The 22,797-nt window shown below is 61.8% G+C and carries 20 protein-coding genes and 1 pseudogene; 8 read left to right on the forward strand and 13 right to left on the reverse strand.

Annotated elements, in window-relative coordinates:
• Positions 1 to 20 precede the first annotated feature (20 nt).
• Complete coding sequence (locus tag PM3016_RS32420) at positions 21 to 1,379, reverse strand: UTP--glucose-1-phosphate uridylyltransferase (protein WP_014372293.1); 1,359 nt, start codon at positions 1,377 to 1,379, stop codon at positions 21 to 23.
• Positions 1,376 to 1,945, reverse strand: a complete 570-nt coding sequence (locus PM3016_RS32425; protein ID WP_014372294.1) for a GNAT family N-acetyltransferase — start codon at positions 1,943 to 1,945, stop codon at positions 1,376 to 1,378. Before PM3016_RS32425 ends, PM3016_RS32420 begins: the two co-directional genes overlap by 4 nt.
• Positions 1,946 to 2,330: 385 nt before the next feature.
• Between PM3016_RS32425 and trxB the strand changes: the two genes are divergently transcribed.
• Entirely contained in the window at positions 2,331 to 3,284 is a 954-nt protein-coding gene (gene trxB, locus PM3016_RS32430; protein WP_014372295.1) for a thioredoxin-disulfide reductase, read from the forward strand.
• A 724-nt stretch (positions 3,285 to 4,008) separates the two neighbouring features.
• Here trxB and PM3016_RS32440 read toward each other — a convergent pair.
• Entirely contained in the window at positions 4,009 to 4,983 is a 975-nt protein-coding gene (locus PM3016_RS32440) for a YbhB/YbcL family Raf kinase inhibitor-like protein (RefSeq protein ID WP_014372297.1), read from the reverse strand.
• Between the two features lie 181 nt (positions 4,984 to 5,164).
• On the opposite strand from PM3016_RS32440, the gene PM3016_RS32445 reads away from it, so the two are divergent.
• The 4 genes from PM3016_RS32445 to PM3016_RS32460 all read left to right on the forward strand — a co-directional run bounded on the left by PM3016_RS32445 (position 5,165) and on the right by PM3016_RS32460 (position 8,021).
• Complete coding sequence (locus PM3016_RS32445) at positions 5,165 to 5,959, forward strand: PaaX family transcriptional regulator C-terminal domain-containing protein (protein ID WP_014372298.1); 795 nt, start codon at positions 5,165 to 5,167, stop codon at positions 5,957 to 5,959.
• Between the two features lie 179 nt (positions 5,960 to 6,138).
• Positions 6,139 to 6,534, forward strand: a complete 396-nt coding sequence (locus PM3016_RS32450) for a NucA/NucB deoxyribonuclease domain-containing protein (RefSeq protein WP_413783347.1) — start codon at positions 6,139 to 6,141, stop codon at positions 6,532 to 6,534.
• 62 nt (positions 6,535 to 6,596) lie between these two features.
• Complete coding sequence (locus PM3016_RS32455) at positions 6,597 to 7,103, forward strand: competence protein ComJ (RefSeq protein WP_014372299.1); 507 nt, start codon at positions 6,597 to 6,599, stop codon at positions 7,101 to 7,103.
• A 243-nt stretch (positions 7,104 to 7,346) separates the two neighbouring features.
• A complete protein-coding gene (locus PM3016_RS32460) occupies positions 7,347 to 8,021 on the forward strand; it encodes a hypothetical protein (RefSeq protein ID WP_014372300.1) in 675 nt (224 codons plus the stop codon).
• A gap of 72 nt (positions 8,022 to 8,093) precedes the next feature.
• On the opposite strand, the gene PM3016_RS32465 is transcribed toward PM3016_RS32460, so the two are convergent.
• The 3 genes from PM3016_RS32465 to PM3016_RS32475 form a co-directional block, all read right to left on the reverse strand.
• Positions 8,094 to 8,921 carry a sugar phosphate isomerase/epimerase family protein gene (locus PM3016_RS32465; RefSeq protein ID WP_014372301.1) on the reverse strand — a complete coding sequence of 276 codons (828 nt, stop codon included), beginning with the start codon at positions 8,919 to 8,921 and terminating at the stop codon, positions 8,094 to 8,096.
• A 95-nt stretch (positions 8,922 to 9,016) separates the two neighbouring features.
• Positions 9,017 to 9,496, reverse strand: a complete 480-nt coding sequence (locus PM3016_RS32470) for a hypothetical protein (protein WP_014372302.1) — start codon at positions 9,494 to 9,496, stop codon at positions 9,017 to 9,019.
• Positions 9,497 to 9,642: 146 nt separating this feature from the next.
• Positions 9,643 to 12,441, reverse strand: coding sequence for a fibronectin type III domain-containing protein (locus PM3016_RS32475; protein WP_238540376.1), 2,799 nt, complete (start codon positions 12,439 to 12,441; stop codon positions 9,643 to 9,645).
• 238 nt (positions 12,442 to 12,679) lie between these two features.
• Here PM3016_RS32475 and PM3016_RS32480 point away from each other — a divergent pair, with 238 nt between their 5' ends.
• From PM3016_RS32480 to PM3016_RS40545, 3 genes are all read left to right on the forward strand, one after another.
• Positions 12,680 to 13,666, forward strand: a complete 987-nt coding sequence (locus tag PM3016_RS32480; protein ID WP_014372304.1) for a zinc-binding dehydrogenase — start codon at positions 12,680 to 12,682, stop codon at positions 13,664 to 13,666.
• A gap of 54 nt (positions 13,667 to 13,720) precedes the next feature.
• Positions 13,721 to 14,017 (forward strand): Rieske (2Fe-2S) protein, encoded by a 297-nt coding sequence (locus tag PM3016_RS32485; protein ID WP_014372305.1) that lies wholly within the window; start codon positions 13,721 to 13,723, stop codon positions 14,015 to 14,017.
• A 564-nt stretch (positions 14,018 to 14,581) separates the two neighbouring features.
• A complete protein-coding gene (locus PM3016_RS40545; RefSeq protein ID WP_238540377.1) occupies positions 14,582 to 14,953 on the forward strand; it encodes a hypothetical protein in 372 nt (123 codons plus the stop codon).
• Between the two features lie 266 nt (positions 14,954 to 15,219).
• On the opposite strand, the gene PM3016_RS32495 is transcribed toward PM3016_RS40545, so the two are convergent.
• From PM3016_RS32495 to PM3016_RS32525, 7 genes and pseudogenes are all read right to left on the reverse strand, one after another.
• Entirely contained in the window at positions 15,220 to 15,777 is a 558-nt protein-coding gene (locus tag PM3016_RS32495; RefSeq protein WP_013920702.1) for a DJ-1/PfpI family protein, read from the reverse strand.
• A gap of 278 nt (positions 15,778 to 16,055) precedes the next feature.
• On the reverse strand, positions 16,056 to 16,898 hold the full coding sequence (locus PM3016_RS32500) for a sugar phosphate isomerase/epimerase family protein (protein WP_014372307.1): 843 nt from the start codon (positions 16,896 to 16,898) through the stop codon (positions 16,056 to 16,058).
• A complete protein-coding gene (locus PM3016_RS41240; RefSeq protein WP_337999648.1) occupies positions 16,895 to 18,343 on the reverse strand; it encodes a glycosyltransferase family 4 protein in 1,449 nt (482 codons plus the stop codon). The genes PM3016_RS32500 and PM3016_RS41240 overlap by 4 nt, the downstream gene beginning before the upstream one ends.
• Before the next feature lie 9 nt (positions 18,344 to 18,352).
• A pseudogene (locus PM3016_RS32510) lies at positions 18,353 to 19,291 on the reverse strand (DUF6005 family protein); the annotation flags it as partial.
• Positions 19,288 to 19,572, reverse strand: coding sequence for a phosphopantetheine-binding protein (locus tag PM3016_RS32515; RefSeq protein WP_014372309.1), 285 nt, complete (start codon positions 19,570 to 19,572; stop codon positions 19,288 to 19,290). The gene PM3016_RS32515 and the pseudogene PM3016_RS32510, both read right to left, overlap by 4 nt.
• Positions 19,569 to 20,819 carry an AMP-binding protein gene (locus PM3016_RS32520; RefSeq protein WP_014372310.1) on the reverse strand — a complete coding sequence of 417 codons (1,251 nt, stop codon included), beginning with the start codon at positions 20,817 to 20,819 and terminating at the stop codon, positions 19,569 to 19,571. Before PM3016_RS32520 ends, PM3016_RS32515 begins: the two co-directional genes overlap by 4 nt.
• A gap of 78 nt (positions 20,820 to 20,897) precedes the next feature.
• Positions 20,898 to 22,772 carry an IucA/IucC family protein gene (locus PM3016_RS32525; protein WP_014372311.1) on the reverse strand — a complete coding sequence of 625 codons (1,875 nt, stop codon included), beginning with the start codon at positions 22,770 to 22,772 and terminating at the stop codon, positions 20,898 to 20,900.
• Positions 22,773 to 22,797: the final 25 nt, after the last annotated feature.

The following is a 22,797-nucleotide window of genomic DNA, read 5'->3' on the forward strand; positions in this document are numbered from 1 at the left end:
ACCCGAATCCGCCCATAATATTACAGTCCGTACTTCCGCAGCACGTCCTCGGTCAGTCCTTCGCCGCCGTAAGAGTCGAGCGGGGAAATCTCGACCTCCCGTCCTTCCAGCCGGGATGGCTGAACCCCTGCTTCCAGCAGCCAGCGCTGATGCAGCGCAAGCACGAGCTCCCGGGCCGTGGCCGGACTGTCGGCTCCTTCCTTGTTCTTCACCGGGGCGAACTCCCGCTCCCGGTCCATCCGCAGCACCGTCATCTCCTCCATAAGAAGGAAGAAGTCAAAAATAAACCGTTCGAACTTGTACGCATTGGGCTCCTGCGGGGTGAAAGGCTCTCCGGCGCTATCCAGCGTCCGGATCTTTTTGTGGGCCGCATGGTAGGGCAGGTCCGTCTCCGCATGGGCTTCGATGAAATCCGTACGGAACAGGTGGATCGAGATATTCCCGAGCCCATACACATACCGGCTCCGGCTGTCCCGTTCGTACATCAGCTCAGGCGGCACATCCGTATACTCGACGACGGCCGGACGGCCGTTCCTGCGGCAGAGAATGCCCACCTTTTCCTCCGGGTACGCCTTCTCCACAACCTTGGTCGCCACAGGGTGGTTGAAGTGCGCGGCCACGCCGACGAACGCCGGGTCCGCGATCGCGATCAGCGCATTGTCCACGTTATAGTAAAAGAGCCACTCCACCCCGCGGCGCTTCAGGTCGGCCAGTGCCCCCTGATGCTTCATGGAGGCGAACACCTCCCCGTTGCCGCTCGGCGCCAGAGACACTTCGCCCTTGGCCGCCAGCAGGACCCGTCCGTGCTCGTCAAGTGCGGGCATCACCCCCTGCTCGAAGAAAAAGATGTGCTCCTTCGGATAGCCGAAATGGCCGTGCTCCTCGAAGAAGCCGGTCGTCGCCCCGTGATTCTCCGGGCTCGTCATGATGTACCACGGCACCGTCCGCCCCGAGAGAGCCGACAGCCTCAGCAGACGTTCCGCCTGCAGCTGGAACAGCGATTTGCCGGACGGCAGGCCGATGTCGTAGGTACCCTTGGGCCCTTCGTGACCGAGCCGGCTGCCCTGGCCCCCGGCCACCACAAGCGCCCCGACCTTCCCTTGGCGCAGCAGCTCCCAGCCGGCCTCCTCGAACCGCCCCCGCTCCGCGTCACTGTAGTCAACCCAGTGCACAGCCCGGATGGGCTCCATCGTCCCCGTCAGCTCCTGAGGCTGCCCCACCTTTCCGAACAGCCGGGCCATCCGCCCAAAATCCAGTGCGGCGACCTGCTCCAGCAGCCGGCTCTGCGCCTGCCGCGGCAGTTCTTCATAATACCGGAGCAGATGCTCCTGCCCGTAGGCCTTGGTCCGCTCCAGAAGCTCCCCGTAGCTTGCGCTCATTCTCTTTCCCCCTTAGGTACCCGGTAAGCCCTGGCGTGAAAACCGCCCATCTGCCGGAACAGGCTCGCCCCGTCCCGCTGCAGCAGCTTAGCCGAAGAATCGAAAGCATACACCATCGCCTGAAACGGCTCCGGCACCCAAATATATTGATGGACATAGTCCCGGACAAGCTGAAATCCATTCTTTTCCCAAAAAGAGGCGCGCCTGCGGTTCACGGCGTTCTCTTCGCATTCGATCTCGATGACGATCCCCTCGAGTCCCTGCGCCTGTCCCCATGCCTTGAGCGCATCCAGGAACCTCCGGCCCATCCCTTGGCTTCGTACCGCCTCCGCCACCGCGATGTAATCGATCAGCAGCGCCCGGATCTCCTCCAGCCTGCCGGTCAGCGCCATGGCGGCCACTTCTCCCTCATCCACACCGGCATGAAGGTAGCCTCCGCCCCGTTCGACGGCATTGCGGATTACCCTTACCGGCTTGCGGCAGTGCGGGGGAAAGCCTTCGTGATAGACGGGTTCCATCCGCTCCCACAGGACCGGGTCCCATTCACTTTTGGTTATCAATTCCATGTGCCGTCCCTCCCCTGTCATCATAACAGAAAGGCCCCGGCGAACCCAAACCGAGCCGCGGCCCTGCGGACCAGAGTGCCGCCACACCGGTCGGCATCAGCCATGCCCCTTTTCGCATACGGCGTCGCTCCCCACACCCTCCTCCGTCAGCCCACTTTCCGCTGCCTTTTTCCCTCCGGCTTGACCGGCATGCCGGACTTGTAATACGCTGTACAACGGACTCCAATCCGCCCGGACTCCATCTTCATCCATTCTTCATGAAACTTTCATGATCGGGTCATGACGCTAAAGACCCCTCTCGGTATAATGAAAATACATTCCGTTTTTTTCAAAAACGCAGCCGCAGAACCACATAAAAAAACAAGTATCACTAGGAGGAAACCATATGTATAAATCCATCGTTATCGGCACAGGCCCATCCGGTCTGACCGCCGCCATCTACCTGGCCCGCGCCAACCTGAGCCCGCTTGTCATCGAAGGACCGGAGCCGGGCGGCCAGCTCACCACGACGACTGAAGTCGAGAACTTCCCGGGCTTCCCGGACGGCATCATGGGCCCTGAGCTCATGGCCAACATGCGCAAGCAGGCCGAGCGTTTTGGCGCCGAGTTCAAGACCGGCTGGGTGAACTCCGTGGACATGTCCCAGCGTCCGTTCAAGCTCCAAGTGGAAGGCATCGGCGAGCTCGTCTCCGAGACGATCATCATCTCCACCGGCGCTTCCGCGAAGCTGCTCGGCATCACCAACGAGAAGGAAAGCATCGGACGCGGCGTGTCCACCTGCGCAACCTGTGACGGTTTCTTCTTCCGCAACAAAAAGATCCTCGTGGTCGGCGGCGGCGACTCCGCTATGGAAGAGGCGGACTTCCTGACCCGCTTCGCATCCGAAGTAACGCTGGTCAACCGCCGTACGGAGCTCCGCGCTTCAAAGATCATGCAGGACCGTGCGCGCAAGAACCCGAAGATCTCCTGGGCGCTCAACAAGACGCCGCTTGAAGTCATCTCCGGCGACAGAGGCGTAACGGGCCTGAAGGTGAAGAACAACGAAAACGGTGCGGAAGAGATCCTCGAGACGGACGGTATCTTCGTAGCCATCGGCCACACGCCGAACACCGGATTCCTGAACGGCCAGATCAAGACCGACGAGATCGGCTACATTCAGGTGACACCGGGCACCACCATGACGAACGTCCCTGGCGTATTCGCCTGCGGCGACGTGCAGGACAGCAAGTACCGCCAGGCGATCACCGCAGCGGGCAGCGGCTGCATGGCGGCACTCGAGTGCGAGAAGTTCCTCGAAGGCCACATGGTGCACGACTGGAGCCAGACGCTGAACGCGTAACTTACGCGGTGAAGCTTCCCATAGATTTGCGAAAAGAGACTGCCCCGCGGCAGTCTCTTTTCGTTGTTCTTCCCGCGCAGTTCAAACGCGGTAACATGCATATATGAAATAACGGAACCAGAATGCGCTATTAGGGTATTTCCCGTCATTTCCCAGAGAATAACGGAAGTACGATATCTTATTAGCCCCCTGCTCTCCGAAAAGCGCCTCATTCCCACAAATAACGAACCTCAGTTCCTCTATTCTCAGAACAGCCCTATGGGTGAAGAACATAACGAATCTGAGTTCCGCTATTTCTCTTATTACCCTGAAACGGCGTTCAACTGTGCCGCCGCAGCTGCTCCAGCAAAGAGACTGCTCCGCGGCAGTCTCTTTGGGTCGTTCTTCCTGCCGCAAGCTACAAGGCCGATTCAATTCAGCCTGCGTTCCGGCTGATCCGGTTTGGGATTCAGCCGGAAGCGGGCTTGCGCTTAGACCAGCCTTGCCTGCGGCTGCATCCGAGGCAGGCTGCGTTTGCTGCCGCATGATTGCGGTGCATTCGTACCGGCTGCGCTTGCCAAACCCGGAAGTCATCCTTAGCTGGCCTGTCTTACTACAGGCCTTCGGTTCCATGCATGTGCAGTCTGCCTGCTCTATTGCCGCTGCCTCGGAAGGCCGCTCCCCTGTACCCGGCGACGCAGCTGCGGCGTGCCATGTTCCGCAGCTCACCGCCGCAGCATTCTGCTTATTCCGCTCCCCGGAAGTAGCCGGTCCACTCGGACTTGGCCAGCGCATGCTCCTCCAGCACCGGCTCCAGGTCCTCGAAGAACACCGGAGCGTTCTTCAGCTCCACCTTCTCCGTATCCAGGGCATACACGACGACGCGGTAAGGATGATCGCCCGAATGCGGCGGCGGGCCCATGCCGAAGTATGCGTTCGTCTCCGCTCCTTCCGGGAGAGCGCCTGTGACCCCTTCGGAGATTCCCTGCGCGGACGCCGGCAGATTCAGCACGCTCCAGTGAATCCAGTTGTCCGCGATCGGATGCAGGTCGTACATTACGACGGCGTACGACTTCGTCCCCTGCGGCGCGCCTTCCCACTGCAGCGGCGGGTTCACGTCCTTCCCGTCCGCCGAAGCTCCGTGCGCATAGCGCGCAGGAATATCGCCTTGGGCTTCATAGGCCGGCGACCCGGCCTTGAACCCGGAAGCCGTCGGGGCCGCTGACTCGAGCAGAAGCGTGCGGCTCACCAGGTCCCACTCGAACCGGGTGCCGGAGGCCGCAGTCAGCATCCGCAGGGGCACGTACAGGCTGCCCTCACGGTTCACGGCTTCGTGGTCATAGGTGTAGGAGCTTCCGTCCACGACGGCTTCTTCCTCCCCGGCCCGTACCTGTACGGAGTGTGCCGACCCGCCGGACCCCATCACCGCCGAAGCGCTCCCTGCCGCCCCATCCCAGGTCACCTTGGCGCCGAGCGCCTCGAACGCCGCCCGGAACGGGATGAGAATTTTCGTGCCCTCCATCTCCGCCTTCACCGGCAGCTCCTGCCCGTCCAGCTTCACCGTCACCGGGGAATTCCACTGCAGATAACTTCCGACGTTCTTCATAACGTCCCGCTCCTTCGCGGGTGCCTCTGCGCTCACCCCACCGGTTGACGCCATGATCAGGGAGAAGACGGCGGCGGACACCGCCCACCGGTGGATCCCGCTTGTTCTGTTCATACCCATTCGCTCCTTCGTGTTGGAATGTTCAGTCTGCGCCGCTTCCGGTATAATAGGGGGAAGTTGCCGGAAAGAAGCAGGCAGCAGATTCGAAACCAACTTTGTAATAAAAATAATAACGTTCGTATAAATTTATGTTATAACCAAATCTTGCCTTTGTCAATAAGGAGGTGGGCTTCTTTTGCTGTCGATCGAAAAACAAATCCTGTTCCTGCTCTCCCGCTCCGGCCCCATGGACACGCAGGAGCTCCTCCGCATCTATGAACGCCGGGGTTATACCGCGCCTACAATCCGCAATGCCCTGTCCCATCTCAAAAAGAACGGCTACGCCGTGTCCCCCGCCCGTTCCGTCTATGAGATTACGGAGACCGGACGGACCTTCATCCGTACGATCAACCGGAAGCCTCAGTTCTATGACCGTGCTTGGGACGGGTCCTGGCATCTGGTTATGGTGGAGATCCCGGAAGCCGAGCGGCGCCGGCGCGATGCCTTCCGTGCGGATATCCGGCAGACCGGCTTCGGCCTGCTCTATCACAGCGTCTACATCGCCCCCTGGAATTACAGCGAGGAGGTGCAGGACCTGCTCGGCAAGCACGGGATCGGGGACAAGGCCCGGCAGTTCCACGGCTCCATGCAGGAACCCCGCCTGTCGGCGGCGGAGGCAGCGGAGATCTGGGAACTCGCGGCAGCCGGGCGAGAGTACGAGAAGATGTGGGCCTGGTACACGAGCATCTGCCTGCCTGCCGCCGGAAATCTCCTTGCCCAAGGCGAGGCGGCCGATCCGCTGGATCTGTTCACGCTCTACCTGGAGCTCGGCGAGGTGATCAGCGGCCTGTACCTCGTCGACCCGATGCTGCCTCCGGAGCTGCTGCCGGCGGACTGGCAGGGCAGGCACCAGCTGCGGACCATGCAGGAAGGACTGCGGCAGCTGGCCGAAGCCATTCCGGCCGACTCGCCCTATGCCCGTTTCCTGTAAGGCAGCCTTCTCCACAAAACGTTAACGTTCCGTTCATATCCGGCACACCTTCCTCCTCTAGAATGAATGCTTGAGCAGGCCCACACGCTCTGACCCAAGTCCGCTTTAGGAAACGGAGGAAGTCCATGATGTTCAGCCAAGCGCTCCGCCGCACAGCGGCCTGGCTCTCCCTGGTCCTTATGACCGCCGCTCTCGCCGGAGGCCTCTTCACCCTGCATACGAGCCAGGCAGCAGCTGCCGGAGAGTACGACGCCGTCCTGTATTTCCCGTTCAACAAGTATCCGTACACGGGAGACCATATCCGTGATGCGATCGCCGCCGGCCATCCGGACGTCTGCACGATCGACCGCGACGGAGCCGACGAGAACCGCGCCGAATCGCTCCAGGGCATCCCCACCAAGACAGGCTATGACCGGGACGAGTGGCCGATGGCCATGTGCGAGGAAGGCGGCGCCGGCGCCGATGTCCGCTACGTGCCTTACTCCGACAACCGGGGCTCGGGCTCCTGGGTAGGCAACCAGCTCTCCGTTTACCCGGACGGCACCCGGATCAAGTTCATCATGTCGTATAACTAGACGAATGCAAAAAGCCCTGCTTATGCAGGGCTTTTGAACACCTATCCAAGGAGGTCCGGCACATGTCCGATCCCTTACAAACCTGGCCGAAGCAGGAGCTGCTGATCTCCTATGCCCAGCTCGCCGTCTACGCCTCCGGACTGTCGAATCCGTTTCCCGAGTGGACAGACCGGCATCTCCGGCAGGGCTTTGCCTGGCGGCCGGGCAGCGTTTCGTTCGCCGCCCTGGAGGACGTCCACAGCGAGATCATGGTTTCCCTGGGCGGGAAACCGGCACCCGACAGGGACGCCGTACGCGCCATCTCCGTCCCATTCACAGTTACAGGGGGCGGCGGCATTACGGTCAGCAGCATTTTGTCCCGTTCGTACTCCTACGATCTTCCTCATGGAAGCTATGAGCTGCTCTTTCAAGCCGTACCTCTGCCCGCGCCGGAGCCCAAAGCACCGAAGGTCCGCTACCTCCTGCATTTCACACCGAACGCTCAAGCCGAGGCACAGATCCTGAAGCGGGATCAGACCCTTGCCCCTACGCTGCCGCTGCTCATGGAAGCCGAACCCGCTGTTTCCTGACCGATACCCGAAAACCGAACATTAGACGACAAATTTAGAGTTATTTGTAACGGAATTGAAATCTATTATTCATCCTGCCTTAATGTCGCTGTTCTATAATAAATCTCGACCCCCTTTTTAATATATAAACCCTTTAGGCCCGCAGCCCGTTGCTGTGGGTCTCTTTTTTTGATGGCGGCCATATGATTCGGAGAGGAGCCTTCCGTCCAATTAAACTTATCACTTGAAAAGGAGATGCACCCGATGGATATGCCCATCTATGCCGCCCTGGCCTGCGCTTACCTGGTCCTCATCGCCTTTGGCTGGAGCCGGGTCCGGGAGCAGGGCGACTTCAGCTATTCCTCGATCCCCCTGCTCGTGGCCCTGGGACTCTTCTACGACAATGCCATCATCGCCGCGGGCGAGTGGATCGGCGAAGGCCGCACGCTGCGCTTCCTGAGCACGTTCCGTTACTGGACGCACGCCCTGTTTACTCCTGCGCTGGTCCTCTTCGCATGGGACACCCTGCGGCGCGCGGATCTTCGCTGGGCCCAGCACCCGTGGAGCCGGGGAGCGGCCTGGCTCGTAACCCTGGGGCTGGTCGCCTACCAGACCTTCACAGCGGCCCTGCCCGAGACGGCGAGCCTGGCTCCGCTGCGCGAATACGGCGTGCTTCGCTATGTGCCGCAGGCGGAGACCGGCGGACCGCTCATGGTGATTGTTACGTCCATGCTTCTGCTCGCCGCCGGCCTCATTCTGGCCTTCCGGCAGCGGTGGATCTGGATGGCCGCCGGGACCGCTGCGCTGTTCGTCGGCCGGATGATCCCGCTGCCCTTCGAGAGCTCCGCGCTGACCAACATCTACGAGCTGATCCTTATCGTGTCCCTGTGGGTCACGGCAAGGCATCAGGACCACAGCAGCCGATGGACCGTGCGGTAACTCCGCAGAACAAAAACAGCCCGCAGAACAAAGGCTTAGGCATCTTCGTTCTGCGGGCTGCCGTGTTCCAGGCTACAAATAGGGCTCTACGATCTTCCGGATTCGCTCCAGGCCTTCCCACATATCTCCCGGCCCGTCATAGATGAGTACGACCGCGCCGTTATAACCTGCGGCTCTTACCTGCTCCAGGCAGCGGAGATACTCCTCTTCGTCGGGGAAGCCGTTCTCATCGTAATTCGCCTTCGCATGCACGGAGACGCTCCCCGGGATGGCCGCCGCCAGCTCCTCGTACTTGGCCGGCGACTTGAAGTTGCCGAAGTCGGTGATGAAGCCGACCTGCTCTCCCGCCAGGGAGCGCAGCTTCAGGCAGCTGTCCGCCGTGGAGGTGAGCGGCTTGAAATTCTCCGTGACGACGCGCACGCCGTGCTCCGAAGCATACGCTGCCAGGCTGGCCAGCGTCCCGGCGCTGAGGCGGAGCGCCTCTTCGTCGTCCGGCTGGGCCTCTCCCGCTACCACGCGGATCTGCTTCGCCCCGGCAAGAGAGGCATAGCCGATCCAGCGCCGGATGAACTCGACGTCCGCGGCGCGGCGCCGCTCATCCCCGCTCGTCAGATCGCCGTAGTCGAGCAGCAGCGTATCGAACGAGATGCCCGCGGCGGCGAAGGCTTCCCTCAGCCGGCCGAGATAAGCCGGGTCCGTGGCAGGGAAGTGGAAGTGGCACACTTCCAGCGCCGCGTAGCCCCGGCCCGCTGCCTCCCGGGGCAGCTCGAGCAGGCTCAGCACCTCGGGCTGTTCCTGCTCGAGCGTGACGTGCGTGCCGGTCTCCGCATCCCACTGCGTCCAGCGCAGCGGTCCGAGCAAGCGGTGCAGACTCCAGGTACTTACGGACAAGTAAGACATCGTAACAAGCCTCCCTATACAGAGCGTTCGAATGGAATACACCACGTTGTATTCCACGCCCGGTTGGAATATCCTGCCTGCAGACGTTGGCTGTCTTAGCTGCCCGAGCAGGCCATCGTTTTCCAGCCGTTGGTTTCGATAGGTTCTTCTAGAGGATTCAGAGGACAAAGCTGCCCGATGTCCGGCAGGCCACCTGTAAATACACTGCGGTAAGTCACTGTCCGTTCCCCATCACGAAACGTCAGGTTCGCATGGCCGCCGCACACGCAGGCATCATCATAAAACGCATTGACGCTGTCATATCCCACTAGGTAGAACCCCTGCTCCTTCAAGCCCCGCATCCGTTCGATCCAGGCTTTCCGGTGCGCTTCCCGCTTCTCAGGGTCGTCCGCATAGGAGTGCGCCGTGGCAATCGCCGCCGCTTCCTCCCACTTCTGCTCCACCATCAGGTCCAGAAAGCGCTCCGCATTCCTGCCGGCCTGCCACATGTTCACCCCGACCCAGCCGTAATAGGCAATAATGAAAACCCCATAGAGCAGCAGCAGTCCCCCAATGATATTCCTCACGTATCTCACTCGGCTCATCCTTCTGTCCCGAGGGCCAGGCAGCCTGTCTATAGAGGCAGGCCGCCCCGGGTCTCCTCCTGTGATCTTTGCTGGCTTCATCATACCTTATACCGGGATGGAATATCCCCTGATAAAACCAGCATATGTCCCAAGCGTCACCCTGCCGCAGCCGTTTTGTCCGCCACGTACTGGATATCCGTCCGATCGATCCGGCCGTCCCGGTTCAGGTCGAACTGCGGTTCGTAGCCCGCCTGCTCCGCTGTCTGCCCGTAATGCCCCGAGATTCGGACGAGATCGCTCAGTCCGACCCGGCCGTCGCCGTCAAAGTCCCCGGCCCCTACGTTCACCTTCAGCACGACCGCCGTACCCAGCGGGGTGACCACTCCCCGGCTGTTCGAAACAGCGGAGTCGGCAAGCAGCCGGATCTCGCTCTCCCCTGCCTTGAGTGCCGTGAACTTCAGGGTAATCAGATTCGCACGTCCGCTCCGGCCCGGCACATCGCCCAGCAGGGAACCGGTGAGCTTGGCCCGTCCTGCAGCCGAAGCCACTCTGCCGAACACGGCATTCTCCTGCTCCCGGCCGAAGTCCGGATGCAGCCCGGTCTGCATCAGCTTCAGCCGGGACGGATCGTACTCCAGCTTCGCCAGGAAGCCGTAGAGATCCTGCGCCCCTTCCGCTTTCACCGTCACTTCCAGCACGGATCCGGCTTCCACCATGCCCTTCTTGGCCTGCAGGCCGAGCAGGCCCGCCGGTCCCGGCTCGGGGCCATATGCGGAAGTCGTGACCGTGACGCTCGGGTTGTTCAGGCTCACATTCCCCGCCGCATCGCGGGCTTTCAGAGTGAACACATAGACGGTCTCCGGCGAAAGACCCGAGGCCCGGTAGCTGTACACCGCTCCGCTGACCGTATCCAGCAGCTCCTCGTTCCTGTAGATCTCATAGGCGGTCACGCCCTTGAGATCCGAGGCCGGAACCCAGCGCAGCTCGGCCGCCGCATAGGTTACGCCGCTGACGGTCACGGCTTCCCCGGAAGGCCACTCGGGTGCCGCCGTATCTTCCGGCTCGGGCTCCTGTCCTGTCGTGAAGGACACGGAAGGGTTAGCCGTACTCCGGTTGCCTGCAGCGTCTTCCGCCGCCAGGCTGAACGTATAGGCTGTCCCCGGCTGCAGGCCGCTTACCCCATAGGTCGCCGCCGTGACGGGAAGCTCGGCGGTTCTCGCTCCGTTCTGCAGCAGGATGTACTTCGCAACCCCTACGTTATCCGATGCAGGCCGCCAAGCCAGCCTGGCTGTCGAATAGGTCACGTCCGTCACGGTGAGTTCGCTGCCGGCCGGCCACACGGGCGCCTGTGTATCCGCGGGTTCTCCGGTTCGGATCTTGAACAGCGTGTTCCCCAGCAGACCGTACCATGTGCCGTCCCTTTGAACCAGCTTTTTCATAGAGGCAAATTCCAGCACGGGTTTATCACTGCCAGGCGTGTAATAGAAGGTCTTTCCGTTCACGGAATAGAATAAAGCTCCGTTCGCCCCAAGCCCCTGGATTCGTTTGGTTTCGCCGAGCGTATAGGTCAGCTGACGGTCCTCGCCCTGCGGAGATTGAAGGACCACCTGCTCATGGGATCCCATGGAGGATTTCTTCAGATAGGCGGTCCACCCTCCGCGGGTCACGGCTCTCTTTTCGAAATCGGGTTCATATAACCCATAGGACAGCGAGGTCTGCTGCCCGGACTTCACGTCGTACTTCGAGGCCCCTACGGAAGAATAAATCAATACGATATCCCCGTCCACCTGGAACGCTTCGATGTTGAACCCTAATGCCGATGAACCCATATGGGTAATGGTTCCATCCTTCTTGGACAATCCGAACCCATAGTAAGTGGAGAACCAGACGTCTCCTTCCGGGGTAAGCTCCGCCTTAAGGACGGAGGGAAGGTGCGGATACCCGCTTACGATCTCCCGAGTTTCGCCTGTAACCCTATGCTTCACCAGGAGCTTGCCTGAGTCATAATACATCATGTAGCTCCCTCTCCACTGCACGCTTCCGATCTGGGTCACCTCCCCGTCCTTCCATTGGTAGGTAGGCCCGTCGTAGGAAGAATCCTTGTCTTTCACCGTGAAGATGACCTGCCCGTACTGCAGCGATGCGGAATGGAACAGCTGGTTCGCACCTGCGGTATGGATCAGCGTCTCTCCGCCGCCCGCCCGGTTCTTGAGCTTGAGCTCCTTCTGAGGGGTCAGGTACAGGTAATGCACTGCATCAAAATCCAGCAGTTCACCCTCCACCTGCCCCACCTTCACTGCGTGCTCGCTGTTATGGGTATAAAATTGGCTCGACTCCTTAACCTGCCTACCCGAGCTGTCTTCGGCGGTCACCGTGATGTCGAGCAGCTGCCCGTCATAATCGCTGAGCAGGATCCATTTGTCCAAGCTGCCGGCTCCCGTGCTGTTGTATATTCCTTTGCCTTGAGAGGAGACGGATATGCGGACCTTGGGTGCACCCAAATCATCGCTCGCGGAAGCCTTGATGTGCAGCGGACTTTTCACTACGGAGAGGTTCGCCGGCAGCTGCGTCTTCAGGACCGGGTAATGATCGTGCTGGAACGCGAGCACAGCTTCTCCCTTATTCCCGAAGTGATCTACAGCCGTGACCTTCACCGTCTTCTTTCCCTTAGGCAAGCCCGAGAGAGACAGCTCGCCTTCCCAGTAGCAGCGGGTGGACAGGATACAGTGCGGATACATGATCGCTGTCCGTCCCTCCACCTCCATCACGACTTCCTTCAATTCGACGCTAAAATCAATGTCTCCCACACGAACCACGAGCTTATCGTTGGAGGGTATCTCGGCCGACAGCTTGCTTACCGTTACGGTATGCTCTTCGGCCGAAGCAGACAAGGGGACCAGCATCATCAGGAACAAGCAGCAGATTGTGAACAACAGGCGGCGGTACGGTTTCATCCAATTCATCATCCCTTCAAAAAGTTGAATGGCCATCCGGGGTTTCTTTTTCTCGTCACACAGCTGTTCCTAGTACGATTCGTCTTCTGCGATGAAAACCCTATCATCAATTGGCGTTATATCCTAAAATTAACTTTATATAGGAACCAATCCATGCCGAATAAACGGTTCAATGAAGCCAACCGGTTTTCTCCCCCGCCTGCCGTTATGGTACGATGAGAACAAGGAGGGATTATTTATGATGAAAGCACTCGTACTATTGGGGCCGGGCAAGCCCGATACCCTGCAAATCGCGGAGCTGCCGCTGCCGGAGCCCGGACCTGGCGAAATCCGCGTCCGTATCCATGCCGCCGGCCTTAATCCGGTCGATTACAAAGCGGCGGCGAACGGCCATCCGGCCTGGATCTATCCCTTCGTTCCGGGAGTGGATGGTGCAGGCATCGTCGATGCGGTAGGCGACGGGGTCACAGAATGGAAGTCCGGCGACCGGGTGGCGTATCACGGCAGCTTTACGAAGCCGGGTACGTTCGCCGAGTATGCGGTCACTACCGCACATACCGCCGCCCGGATTCCCGAGGAGCTCACCTTCGAAGAAGCGGCTGCCTTCCCCTGTGCGGGCCTGACCGCCTACCAGGCGCTGCAGCGCAAAATGAACCTGCAGGAGGGCCAATCGGTCCTGATCCATGCGGGAGCCGGCGGCGTCGGGGGCTATGCGGTCCAGCTCGCCAAGGTGTTCGGGGCGTCGAAGATTTTGGCTACGGCTTCCCCCGCCAATGCGGACTATGTGCGGAGCCTTGGTGCCGACGAAGTCATCGACTACAACACAGAGGATGTACATGCTCGGGTCATGGAGCTGACGGACGGGCTGGGGGTTGATCTCATCCTGAACTCCGTCAACCGCAAGACGGCGCAGGCCGACCTCTCCATGCTGGCCTTCGGCGGACAGCTGGCTGTCATTGCGGGAGCGCCCGAGAACGTGGCGGACTTCCAGCCGTCGACCAAGACGTTCTCCGTCCACAAGCTGATGCTGGGCGGAGCCCACGGGTCGGGCAATCTCCGGGCGGAGCGCGACCTGGCCGTGATGGCCGGCGAGTTCATGGAGCTGCTGCGTACCCGCCGCATTCAGGCTATGGTCACCGAGACGCTCGCTCTTGAAGATGTGCCAGCCGCGCTCACCCGGATGTCAGAGCGTCATGTCCGGGGTAAGATGGTAGTGAAGTTCTGAACCCGTCCCCTTTGGGGAAGGATGAATGATAATCATCCAAAAGGAGGCTGTTCCATGAAAGAGGTTGCGTTGGGTGCTGTGAACGAGTTCACGACCTTCCCCGCCAAGGTGGAGGTCGAGTCGAAAGCTTACTTCGTGCTGAAGGAGCTCGATACCTATCATCTCGTCTCGCGGACCTGTCCGCATGCCGGTGCCCGGGTCGAGGCAGAAGACGGCGAGCTGGTCTGTCCGCTGCACGGCTGGACCTTCGATGAGCACAACGGCGCCTGTCTGAACGTGCCGGTGAAGCGGCTCGCGTCCTATCCGGTCGAAGTGCGGGACGGGCAGCTTATCGCGCAGATGGAAGAGTAGCAGAAGAAGGCCCGGCACCTCTGGGGCGCCGGGCCGATTCTGAAAGGAACGGAACCAGAAAATCCGTACATACAGAGGAGGCCGCGATGAGCCAATCCCTCGCCGTCCTGATTGTCCATGGAATGGGACAGCAAAAAGAAGAATATGCCGACGAACTGAAAGAGCAGCTGGCCGATGCCTATCGGCTGCGGTCGGAAGATCCGGAAGCCTCCACCCACTTGTGCATGGAGGCCGTTCAGTGGTCCCATGTGTTCGAGTCCGGAGAACAGGAACTTTTCGAACGGCTCGTCCGCCGGCATGATCTGCGGTACCAGGGCCTGCGCCGGTTCATTATCCACTATCTGGCGGATGCCATCGCCTACCAGCCGGTGGAGACCGCCGAGCATAACTATGACGCGGTCCACCATACGATCAGCGGGGCGCTCCGGCGGCTGTCGGAGCGCTGCGGTCCGGCCGCCCCGCTCTGCGTGATCGCCCACAGTCTCGGCGCGGTCATTGCCAGCAACTACTTTTATGATCTTCAGTATGAAGTGAGGCAGCCTGCCGCCGAGTGCGAACACCCCGTTGGAATGCGGGGATACGCTGGCCCTGTTCTATTCCATGGGTACGACGCTGCCGCTGTGGAGCCTGAGGTACCGGAATTTCAACCGCCCCATTGCGGTCCCGTCGCGTGGACTGCACAGCCGCTATCCCGCCGTGGACGGCGAATGGGTCAACTTCTACGACAAGGACGATATTCTCGGCTACCCGCTGCGAAGCATCGACCCAGCCTACGAAGAAGCTGTGCGGGAGGATTACGAGGTGCGGATCAGCGACTGGCTCCGGGGGTGGAACCCGCTGTGCCACAGCGAGTACCTGAGAAGCCCCGAGGTGATCGGCCGCATGGCGGACGGGCTCGCGCAGACCTGGCGCGCGGTGCACGGTGGGCGAGTGTAGTACCGGTGTGCAGGGGACGCGTGAGGCGGCAGCAGAGGGCAAGGCGGCCTGCGCGAGCGAGGTAGGACAGGAAGTGGGCGGGGATGCTGTCGGTTGCGTGCCGGCTGACCAGTGAGTATGAACACTCGTGTGGCACCTCCGCTGCTCCTGCTGCTTAGGATGGTGCTTCTCCCTTCTATTGCTTCAGCTATATAAATGAGCAGTAAATAGCGAAAAGAGGCATCCGGTCCCATGGGCCAGATGCCTCTCTTCGCTATCGTCACCTTCTACTTCAACAGCTTGAGGAACTCCCGCATGAAGCCCGGCAGGTCCGGCCAGGCATGGCCGGTGACCAGCTTGCCGTCCACATGCAGCGGGTCCTTCGCATACGTTGCGCCAAGCTGCTCGACATCCAGTCGGCAGGCCGTGTAAGCCGTCAGCGTACGGCCTTCGAAGAAGCTCGTATCCTTGAGCGCGGAGAACACCTGCGCCGCGTGGCAGATCGCGCCGACCGGCTTGTCCGCTTCGAAGAAGTGGCGCAGAATGCGCGGCAGGTTCTCATCCGAGCGGATATACTCCGGCGCCCGGCCTCCCGGGATGATCACCCCGTCGTAATCCTCCGGATTCACATCCGCGAAGCCGATATTCGACGGCAGCAGATGCCCCGGCTTCTCCGTGTACGTCTCCCACCCTTCCACGAAATCATGGACAACGGTGTGCAGCACCTTTTTGGTCGGGGAAGCAATCACCGGTTCATAACCTTCCTCCTGAATCCGGAAGTACGGATAATAGACTTCCAGCACTTCACACGCGTCGCCGGTCAGAATCAGAATCTTCTTGGACATGGGATCACTCCTCAGCTTGGATATGGAAAAGTCTGGAGTACGTTCCTCTCCATTATGAGCAACCCGTCTTTCGTTGTAAATGGGTGGAATTTGTCGAAGACGGAAGCTTGGTTAACAACTCTTTAGATTGGAGATAAAGGGACTGCGCTAACCCCAAAAATATAACAGGACCCTTCGTGAGCCGAAGGGTCCTGATCATGATCGTGTGAGGATGAGGCTGCGGGGAAGGAAGTACGGAGAAAAGGCAGGCTCAGGTGCAGGAGCTCTCCCTGCGTGTACTAAACGCCGGCCATGACCGGAAGCTCCTCGCGAAGCCACTGCATCTCTTCGGCGAGCACACGGGCGGGATCGGGACCGAACCATTCGAGGGAGGCATAGTGATCCGTCTCGCGGATCGCCTCCAGGATCGGCCGGTAGTCAACCACGCCTTCGCGGAGCGGAACCATGCCGGTCCGGCTGCCGCTCGGGGCATACACATTATGAGGGGCGAAGACACCAAGGTGACTCCGGTCGGTAATGTTCTTCATATGGTAGTGCATCACCCAAGGCTCCAGCTTCTTGAGGCCTTCGACCGGATCGGTTCCCCCTTCCCAGACATGCAGGAAGTCGAGGTTGATCTTCAGCGCGGGATGATTCACCATCCGCAGCAGATCGAGCGCCGACTCCACCGTGTCGGTGAGGGTGCCGGGGTGCATTTCGAGCAGCAGGTACACGCCCTGCTCCCCGCACAGCTCGCACAAGCGGTGCAGGTTCTCCGCGTACAGCGGGCGCTCCTCGGCCGGAACGTCCCGGCTGCCGAGCTGCCCGGCGAACGTGCGGACGCGCGGGGTGCCGAACCAGCGGGCGAGCGAGATCAGGCGCTGGCACTTGTCCAGCACCGCCTGGCGGTCCGCCTGGGGCGAGATGTCCAGATAATCGCTGACCATGGAGATCCCCATGCCGGAGGCATGCAGCCGCTGCAGGTGATCCCACGCCGTGACGCGTTCATTCTCGTACAGCTGCTGGGCATGGGTCCCCCACAGCTCGATCCCGTCGAACTGCAGGCGGGAAGCCAGCCGGACCAGGTCGCCGAAGGAGACGAGCTGGTGGCGGAACGAAATCGTGCAGAGGGAGGTTTTCATAACGTCACACCTTTCCTGTAGTAAGCTCCGCTCCGGCCGCCGTAGTGGCGAAGTGTGCAATGTACGGCCGGCACAGCGGCATCCATGCCTCGTAAGGCGTCTCGCTCCGCGAAGCCAGAAGCGACAGCGGCGTCTGCGAAGCGAAGACGCCGGAGCGCACGGCCGGCGTGTACAGCGCCGGCGAGTCGGCCAGCGGCCGCTGGAACACAGCAGCGCCTGTGGCCGGTCCGCCCGCTGGCGCGCACTGCAGGCCGGGGCCTGCGGCACGGCCATCGCGCAGCGCGGCCTCCCGCTCCGCCAGCCGTGCGGACCAGCTGCGGCATAACCTGCGCCGGCGCATAGCGCCCGAGCCCGGCCAGGGCCTCCGCGCGCATCGCCGCAAGGCGCGGTTCGTCCTGCAGCAGGCCGAGCAGCTTGGCGGATGCTTCCGCCGGGTCGATCTGCGGGCACGGCCCGGACCAGTCGACGCCGACCAGTACGGCGTCCCGGCCATCCGTCACGAGCTCGCGGAAGCCGTCCCACGCGGTGCAGAGCACCGGCAGGCCCCAGGCCTTGGCCTCGATCAGGTTGTAGCCGAACGTCTCGCCGGGATCGGTCGAGAAGTTCAGAAGCACGTCGGCCGAGCGGAACAGGGCGTCCTTGGCCTCACCCGACACCGGTCCGGTGAAGGTCACGCTGTCCTGCAGGCCGTACGCCTCCACCTTCTCCTCCAGGAGAGAGCGGTAGGCAGCGATCTGCTCCGGCGTGCGGCCCGTGTATTCCCCGGCAATGTTCAGATGCACGTGCGGGAAGGCTTCTCTTACCGCATGGAACACGTCCAGCAGTACGTGAACGTTCTTCACGTCCTCCAGCCGGCCCATGCAGAGCAGCTGCTTCACGCGGTTCGCCTCCGTTCGCAGCGGCTTGGCAGGCTCCGTGCGGATGCACAGCGGAGCCCGGAAGGCCTCTGCGTAAGCCGGCGACAGCGCCAGGAGCGCCTCCTTCGCCGTATCCGTCGCGCAGAGCAGCGTATCTCCCTCCCGCAGCAGCGGCGCCATGGCCAGCCACTGCTTCATCCACCACTCGGAGCCGACCGAGTGGGCGAGGAAGAAGAGATTCAGCGGCACCTCCGCGCGGCCCCGGGCCAGCATCAGGTACGGGATCAGCGGCGTCAGATTCGCATATAGCGTGCTCACGCCGTACTGTGCGCAGAGATCCGCCAAGGCCTGACCCTTCGCTTCCGCCTTCGCGAGGAAGCCCGCCGGGTCCCTCGACGGATCGCCGCCGGCCCATTTCATGAGCTTCAGCGGAGGGATCGGCACGAGCTCGGCATACTCGCCCAGCGCGCCGACCCACTCGCTGTCGATCGCCCGCTCGTTGACCCGTCCGGCCTGGCCGCCGATATAGCCGATGCGCAGCCCGCTAGACATGGCCCACCCGGCCGGCTCGGCCGCTCGGCCCTCCATTGCTGCGCACCACAGGCCGAACTGGCGCTGCAGCTCGCCTTTGATACGGAATTCGATCTCATCCGCCTTGTCGATCGTCTCGAAGAGCTGGGGAAGGATCGACCTGCGGCCGGTCATGGACAGCTTGACCGCCAGATATTGGGCGTGGTTAAACGCACTCACCAGGTCACGGATCTCCTGGCACCAGTCTTCATAATTCTGCTTCGGCAGCTTCAGCGTGTCGTCGAAGAACATCAGGGCATAGTCATAGCTGTACTTGCGGATCACCAGAATATTGAGCTGCTTCACCGCACGGGTCAGCAATGGAAGGTCCCATCCGTGGTTTCCTTCCGCCATATCCATGACCAGCCGGCGCAGACGTGAGACCAGTTCATTGTCCTCCGGATGGAACGTCGTCACAAAATGGTCTCGGATCGTCTCGAACGAAGGCTCCTGCACGGTCTCGGCATCCACATAAAAGCCACCGCCGAACTCGTTGCCGAGGATCGCTTCGATCACCCGGTCCCGGCTCACATTCCCCTCCCACCGGAAGTCGGGATCGAACATGAACCACTCATCCTCCTTCTCGGTCTTCGAGATCATGAGGTAGTGGGGAAACGGCTTCTGCTGGAACTTGTTCTCCCGCTCCGGCATCAGCGACATGTCGATCTGCACGATGAGGTACCGGTGCTCCGGCTTGTTCTCGAGCAGCTCCAGGAACACCTCCAGGTTCTCCTCCCGGCTTCGGGCGGCATCGTACCACTCGTGCACCTTCAGCCCGAAAAACTGTTCGTAGGTGTTCAGGAAGGCATCATGCCCGATCCGGTCCGAGAAATAGGTGATCTCCCCTTCGTCCGTAATGTCGAAGTCGGAATCCCATATTCCGAAATAGTAGGACCGGTAATCAACGCTGCTGCGCCGTTTGACGATCTCGCAGAGGCAGGAGATCAGGCAGTGGACCTTGATCATACGCCCTGCCCCGCCGCATCCAGCGGCCGCAGCTCCGCCATGAAGTCCAGCAGTGCGCCGACCGTATCCAACCCCTTGAAGTCCAGCTCCTCCTCGGGCACCGCCAGCTTCAGTTCTTCTTCTATGTACACGATCAGCTGCAGCAGCCGTACCGAATCCACATAGAGATCCGCATTCAGCTTCAGCGAATCGTCCAGGGTCTCCCGCTTCGCCGCTTCCGGCAGCTCCAGGTTCTCCGTCAGCAGGCGCTTCAGTCCTTCTCTTAATTCCTCGCGGTTCATTGGGTCGCATCCTCCATTTCCAGCCGTTTGCGGCTGATCTTGCCTGTCGGGTTCTTCGGTATGGCCGTTACGAATTCAATGTCCGCCGGCACCTTGTAAGCGGGCAGCCGCTGCAGGCACACATCCCGCACATCGTCGGCGGAGACCCGTCCGGACGCTACGATCCGGGCTTTGACGATCTCGCCCATCACCGGATGGCGGCCCCGGTACACGACCGCTTCAGCCACTCCCGGCATGCCGAGCAGCACCTCTTCGACCTCGAGCGGAAAGACTTTGAGCCCCGATACATTGATGACGTCATCGATCCGCGACAGCAGGTGAATATGCCCGGAAGGGGCAATATAGCCAAGGTCGCCGGTCGCAATGCGTCCGGCCCTGCCGGTAACGGCCAGCTCCGACGGCTGTGCCTCCTCCCGGCTGTCCAGCTCGAGCTTCCAGTGCCGCAGCGGCAGCCCCATATCCGTCGCGGCTTCCATCCGCGGGGAGATCGAGATGCAGCCCGCCTCCGAGCAGCCGTACTGCTGCAGCAGCGTGTCCGCGAGCCCGCTGAGCCTCTCGAACAGCGGGGCCGGCATCGGCGCGCCGGAGGTCATCAGCTTGTGGAACCGCAGCCCTTCCTGGCTGAAGCCCGTCAGCATGTGGAACAGGGTCGGCACGCCGTACACCAAGTGCTTAGGCGTATCGCGGATGACGCTCAGCGCGAACTTCGGGTTCTTGTTGGTCACGATCACGGGGCTCACGCCCCGCTCGAGGGTCGCCAGTACGCCGCACAGGAGCCCGTAGGAGTGCGTCACCGACGCAAGCACCACAGGCGTCTCACCGGCATCGGCGGGAATGGCCTCGTTGTAGGCGGCGATTTCTTCCGCCACCGCGCTCCAGGAGCGGCGGATGAGCTTGGCTCCGCCCGTCGTGCCGGAGCTGAAGCTGTAGAGCGACGGCTCCTCTTGGGCCGCCGGCGTCCCCGGCAGCACCTGGCACTGCTCCGGCGTACCGATGACGAGCGCATAAGCTCCCGCCTGGCGTGCCGAGGCCAAGGCGGTCTCGAGCGGCGTATCGGCGGCCAGCAGCAGCACCGAGCCGCCACGCTCGCGCAGGAAGAGCACGAGCGTGACCACGTCGGCCGGGGAGCTCAGGCACAGCGCATAGAGCCGGCCCTCCGGGCTGCGAAAATGCTCCAGCGCCCCGTATGCATCGAGGCGCACGCGGGCATCCGATGCTGAGAAGCGTTCACGGTTCACGGTAAACATCATGTTCCTCCTTTTGGACAAAGTGGACTGTATGGTTAGGTTGAAAAGGTTGGAAGTAAGGAAAGGCTCGACTGCAGATCAGACGCCTGCCGTCTGCAGTTCCGCGCCGGCCTTCTCACGTTCCCGCACATGATACAGGGGATTCGGCACGTCATGACTGCAGCCCCCCCGCTCTTCGGCAGGAACCAGCCGGCGCTTCGTCAGCTGCTCGACCCGGGTCTCCGGCACGAACAGGTCCAGCGTCCGGAACCGCTCCTCGTACTGCGGGAAACGGATGCGGTAGCTCTCCAGCAGATCCGCCGCCAGCGTCCAGAAGCGAGTCTCCTCATAGCCGTACCGGTCCGCCAGCGTCAGCGCCAGCTCCCCGAGATTGATGAAGAACAGCGCGCCGAGCGTCAGCCCCCGCACGGTAGAGAGGCTGCCCGCCTCGAACGAGGTGCCGGGTCCTGCATTCCGGTAAATCTCGTGTACCGCCGGGAAGTCCGGACAGCGCTCCGGCTCCCGCAGGAAGTCGCGGGTATAGAGCACATCCTCGTGAAAATCCTTCAGTGCCGCCCGGACCGGCATGCCGCCCCGGTGCACCAGCACCATGTTCTGCGCATGCGATTCGAGCGCGATGCCGTGGGCCACCGCCAGGTGGACGACCGGCAGCACGCACGTCTTGAACAGCCGGCGCAGCCAGCTCTCGACGCCGATGGACTCCAGCCACGGAGCGATGAACAGCGACCCGTCCAGCTCCCGCGAGCACAGGGCATGGAACGGCACGGCCTCCTCACCCGGCTCCAGGTAACGGTGTACGCTCTCGCGCCAGATGCAGCCGAGCGAGCCTGCCGAGCCGCCCGTCCGCGCGCCGTCTCCGGCTTCGACCGGAGGGTCGTACGACACCCCGGCGAACTCGCCGAGCAGGATCAGCTTCGTCTCCTCCCGCAGGTACGGGTCGGAGGCGGCAATGCCCTTCAGCCAGCCGGTAATCGGCGGAGCGGTCACGACGAAGTGCGGAAGCAGCTCCCGCGACGAGGACGTATTGATGAGGTCCATCGACAGCTTCGCGTAGGCTTTGCGCGGGTTCGTGCGGTTCGACAGCGTACGGATCGACTGCTGGGGCACGTACAGATCTCCGGCCGTCCCGAGCGGAACGATCCGCCCGTCACGGATATCCCGGAAGAACCGGCCGGCCGTGTGCCGGCGCCACTGCCACGGATGTACCGGCAGGAACACGTATGCCTCCGGTGTATAACCCTGCTTCCGCAGCTCCGTGCGGAAGGTCTCCAGCTGGGGAGCCCCAAACTCGGCGGCGATCAGGTCGTCGTAATTCTCCCCGGGGGATACGGCAACCCGCGCACAATCCCGGCGCACCGCCACCCACTGCAGCTGCAGCGAGGGCTTGAACTCGGGCCCGTAGGCCAGCTGGTCCGCATAGTCGAACCCGACGCGCGACTTGTAAGCCGGATGGTACGGATGGCCGTCCATCGCGTCGCCTTCCAGGTCATCATAGGCTTTGCCCCGCAGCAGGTTCCAGCTCTGTGTCCGCCGGTACTGGGCCAGCGAATCGTTGAGCAGCGTGCCTTCCATCTCGCCCACGAACGAGCGGAGCTTCTCCGGGCTGAAGCCCTGGAGCGGGCCGAGCACCTCTTCCACGAAGCCCGCCAGGCTTGCCGCCTCTTCCTCCCGGTCTGCGGCCAGGCGCCGCACGGGCTCATCCGTCAGCCGGACGCGGCCGAACGTCAGGCTCCGCCGGCCCCGGCACTGATACGCGACGGCATCTCCGTCCGCGTCCCGGCCGTGCAGGGTGAAGCGCGTATGCCCCGCCTCCTCGGCGGTATCCGCCGTCACCACGCCCTCGTACAGGAGCGATTCGACCAGCTGGCGGAACACTCTCCGGCGCACCGTGATATAGACGGGCGAGCGGAGCGCTTCGCTGAGCGTTCTAAGACCTTGCTCTGTTTCCATCATGGAATGGATTCCTCCTGAATGGCTT

Source organism: Paenibacillus mucilaginosus 3016, from assembly GCF_000250655.1.
In the GTDB taxonomy this organism is placed as follows: domain Bacteria; phylum Bacillota; class Bacilli; order Paenibacillales; family NBRC-103111; genus Paenibacillus_G; species Paenibacillus_G mucilaginosus.